Genomic DNA, 4,336 nt, shown 5'->3' on the forward strand with positions numbered 1-4,336 from the left:
ATGATGGGATGGCGTACAAAACGGTCACGGCTCTTTTTATTCCACCTTTAGTTATGCCGATAACATGCATTTACCCAAAGGTACCTACACCGCCAAACAACCTGTTACGATATACGGCATGAGCTGGAGCGGCGCACCAGATCCGGTATCGAAGATCCAGCTTGACGTTAACCTTGACTTCAATATTGAGCAAGACAGCATTGAACTGGGTAGCTGGTCAGAAAACTATGCGCTATCACAGCCAAGCCAGAAAAGTGTGTTCTTCTACGTACCGCCACAGGACATCGTGTTATCTGCCGATGCCTCGAACCCAGGCCGTGGGCTGTGGGCTGGTACTGCTGGTACATCATTTTTTGAAGTAAAAGTGATAAACGACCAAGGTCAACCATTCACTGCCAAAATCCGCGGGAATAAAAACTTTCGAGGCAGAAACATACAGATGAACGATGGGGTCCAAAATGGCTACGGCGCATTTAAAGCAACCGTAAATGCTGCAGATAACCCGGAACTCCCTGCCGGTAATTACCGTACGGAAGAGTCGGTAATAATCTATGCCCAGAGCTGGAGTGGCGCACCGAAACCGGTTAAAGCGCTCAAGCTAAATGTCGATTTTTCAATTTAACATATACCTAGTCCTAAAATAGGTCGGCACTTTTTATGAAGCCAGTTGGTACTCCCTGCTGGCTTTTTCATGCCCTTCACTTAGGGCTCTCATCTCCAAGCTCATATGCAGCCTTAGTCCCCCCCGTTAACCCTCTCGTTTTGAGAATTCTGACAACAGCCATAACCATCCGTCATTGAAGGTATCGGCTAAGTACTTTTCTAAGTCAATACCGTATTCATCTTTAAGGAGATAAACCATATCGCCATAAATCATACTCTTCATTTCGGCATTAGCGAGAGCTTTCTTAGCAAAACAAGAACTGTACTTCGACCTTATATACCATAGTGATCTTGGGCTTATTTGTATGTCATTTCGCCTTTTTCAACTTTGCAGACAACAGCCAATTTAAAGCCCATTGTGTAATCACGCTAAGAACGGTTTATTATTGTGATATTTGAAGTGTTCATAGATAAGTCTCTAAAGTTTCAACTTATTTCAGAATAGGGCAAGACAATAATAAAAAGCCAAAGTGTTAACCTGGCTTTTATTTAAGAAGGGAATTAAATGAATTTATATAATATCTCAGATAAAACTTAGCTCAACGGTAAAGGTTATATGCAGTAAAAATGTAAAAACAATCATTATTATTCTTTAAATACAAAACATGATAGTAGCTTTCTAGGTACTTTGAGTTCAAAGTAAACAAGAAACACCTAAAAGGAATAAAGCACCCCAATCTTTTACATCTTAACGACAAAAGCATTTTCTATCAGACTCTAAGGCAACATTTTATCGCCAGCAATCTCTCATGGCTAACTCTGCTTCACCTATGGTTTTTCTTTTTTTGAAATTTTCTATTCTCTTACTGTTTACCTTTTCATAGTTTACATCGAGTGTATTTACTTGATGTACTTCACGAGGGGAGAACATCCCCCCCATTTTCTGGTTAAGTATCTTCCTTTGGCTTTTAACTATTGAAATTAAAGAAAGGTGACCTTTCCGCTCTAAAGCAAAATAAAATGACCGATAAACCCTTTTATCAAGTCTTTCCCATTTCTTCATATTATACCTACAAAGTTTAAGTGACTGTGTTTATGTAATTATCATATAAACTCAACAGATATTAACCTAGCATTAAATAAATAATTAATTTTTCTAAATCAATATGTGAAAGTTATTTTTACACATTAATTTGTTAAGTATGTTATTTAGATTAATTTATATTGACATTCTAACTCAGTAATTACTGAGTCGATGTGAAATTTAATAAAACTTAACGTGATTTATGATCTAAACCACTAATAATAAATACTCTGTTGAGATTCCCTTAATAGAAATAATAATTTGGTATTTAGCAGGATTAATAAAATGAATATAGGTAAATTAAGCTTTACAGCCATGGCAATTAGCATTGCGATGGGAGCTCACGCTGGCAGTGGCGCTATCACTCTCGACTACAGTACTCTCCCAGAGCAAGAGCGTGGTAATGTCGAAATTGCTTTCGATATGAACTGGGCAAAAGTACCTAGTGAAGCCTGCTACTTTGTTGATGAACAAAAAGTAGGTTGTCAGGGGCGCGAGACATTTACCTTAGTCGACTATGACTCATGGTCTGATAAAGCAACAGTATTCGGTGAAATGCAAGTTCCACCCGGAATGGTAGCCGAACAGAGCGCCATCACAGCCAAAGTAACAATAAAGTCAACCGACTTCCCTAACGGAGAAAGTGCAACACGTAACGTCACTCTAACTAACGATACCACACCACCTTCGAGCTCTGATTTCGACTATGAAACGAGTCTTGAAGGAATGACCCAACAAACGGTGATCTACAACGATGAGGGTGATATCAAAACAGGCACCATGAGCACAGAAACCGTGATTGAACGTAACTCAAACAAAGTGGTCACTGGCTATGTTTCCGAATGGGCCCAGTATGACCGCCAATTTAGCCTAGAAGCCATCGACCCAACGGCATATGGCAAACTCGTTTACTCTTTCCTCGGCATTTGTGGCGATCAGGGCTCTACAGCCGATAAAGTCGCTCAGGCGTGTAACGAGCTAGAACTCGACGAGCACGAGATTGCCGTACTCGATATGTATGGCGGTCTACAAAGTGGCATCAGCCAGCGTCAAAGTAATATGGGCTGGAATGATCTTTATGACTCGACCAGCAAGGCAAACTACGATGGCCTTAACCCTGGTAACGTTCGTGGGCTGATCGGGCAAATGCTAGAACTGAAAAAACAAAACCCTGAAATGAAACTAGCGTTGAGCGTCGGTGGCTGGACCCTATCTGAACCATTCCACCGTATGGCTGCAACCCCTGAAACCCGTCAGGTGTTTGTCGATTCTATCGTGAAATTCATTAAAAAATGGGGGTTTGACGGTGTCGATATCGACTGGGAATACCCTGGTCACGGTGGTGAATCTGGTGCCAAAACACCAAATGATGCCGATAACTACGTTAAGCTGATCCAATCCATGCGTACTGCGCTGGACAGTGAAGGGCTACAGGATATCGAGATCTCAAGTGCCGTTGGAGCAACTGAAGAATACATGGCGCTGATCGGGGCCGACAACTATAAAACCCTAGCTGGCGCTAGCGGTATCCTTGATTACATCTACTTGATGAACTACGACTACTGGGGGGCATTCACACCAAATAAATTGGGGCATCAAAGCAACCTATACGGCAATAGCTACATCGGTGAAAATGGTGGAAACAGTGCAGAAAAAGCGATCAATATTCTAAAAGGATACGGCGTTGAGCCACAGCGTATCATGCTCGGTGTGGCTAACTATTACCGCGGTAAGCAAGGTGAAATCCAAGAACCGGGTATGCCAGGCTCAGCGACCAGCGTTACTGCAACACAAGTTTTCGGTAGCCATGAACCGACTGTCGTTGAAGGCTACGATCTGTATGCCAACATGGCGGGTGAAAACCTGAAAGGGGAAAACGGCTTTGTACTTTATACCGACCAAACGGTAAATGCTGACTACTATTACAACGACCAGACTGGTGTTTACTTCAGCGGTGACACGCTACGTACCGCTAACCAAAAGGCTAGATACGCCGAGGAGAACAATCTTGCTGGTGTCTTCACTTGGACAGTAGAGCAAGACCACAAAGGTTATACCGTTAATGCTCTGAATGAAGGGTTGGGTAACACCCTATCAGAAACGTACACCACCAAAGAACAGCGCGCAGAATGGAACACAACTTGTGGTGATAATGTTAGCGCCGATGAATGCAGGGTTCTGAATGAAGGCCAGCGCTATACGTTGGGCCAAACCACCGAGAACTATGCGAAATCACAACCAAGCCAGAAAAGCGTGTTTTTTTACGTGCCAGCACAAGACGGTGTTATTCGCGCTGATGCCTCGACCCCAGCCCGCTCAGTATGGAACGGCAATAGCGGTACTTCGTTCATCGAGGTAGAAGTMGTCAACGAGGAAGGCGAAGAGTTCGTCGCTAAGATCCGCGGCCATAAGAAATTTGGCAGYAAAAACTTACGCATGAATGATGGCGTACARAACGGTCACGGCTCTTTTTATTCYACCTTTAGTTATGCCGATAACATGCATTTACCCAAAGGTACCTACACCGCCAAACAACCTGTTACGATATACGGCATGAGCTGGAGCGGCGCACCAGATCCGGTATCGAAGATCCAGCTTGACGTTAACCTTGACTTCAATATTGAGCAAGACAGCATTGAACTGGGTAGC

General features: G+C 43.1%; 3 protein-coding genes. 2 read left to right on the forward strand and 1 reads right to left on the reverse strand.

Going from position 1 to position 4,336, the window contains the following annotated elements; all coding sequences use genetic code 11:
- Positions 1-64: 64 nt before the first annotated feature.
- Positions 65-622, forward strand: coding sequence for a hypothetical protein (locus L4D09_RS28415; RefSeq protein ID WP_428460897.1), 558 nt, complete (start codon positions 65-67; stop codon positions 620-622).
- A gap of 771 nt (positions 623-1,393) precedes the next feature.
- Here L4D09_RS28415 and L4D09_RS28420 read toward each other — a convergent pair.
- Positions 1,394-1,666, reverse strand: coding sequence for a hypothetical protein (locus L4D09_RS28420; protein ID WP_428460898.1), 273 nt, complete (start codon positions 1,664-1,666; stop codon positions 1,394-1,396).
- A gap of 306 nt (positions 1,667-1,972) precedes the next feature.
- On the opposite strand from L4D09_RS28420, the gene L4D09_RS28425 reads away from it, so the two are divergent.
- On the forward strand, positions 1,973-4,336 hold a 2,364-nt coding region (locus L4D09_RS28425), incomplete at its 3' end, for a glycoside hydrolase family 18 protein (protein WP_428460899.1).

The sequence above is a fragment of the Photobacterium makurazakiensis genome, from assembly GCF_050336715.1.
Taxonomy (GTDB): Bacteria; Pseudomonadota; Gammaproteobacteria; order Enterobacterales; family Vibrionaceae; genus Photobacterium; species Photobacterium makurazakiensis.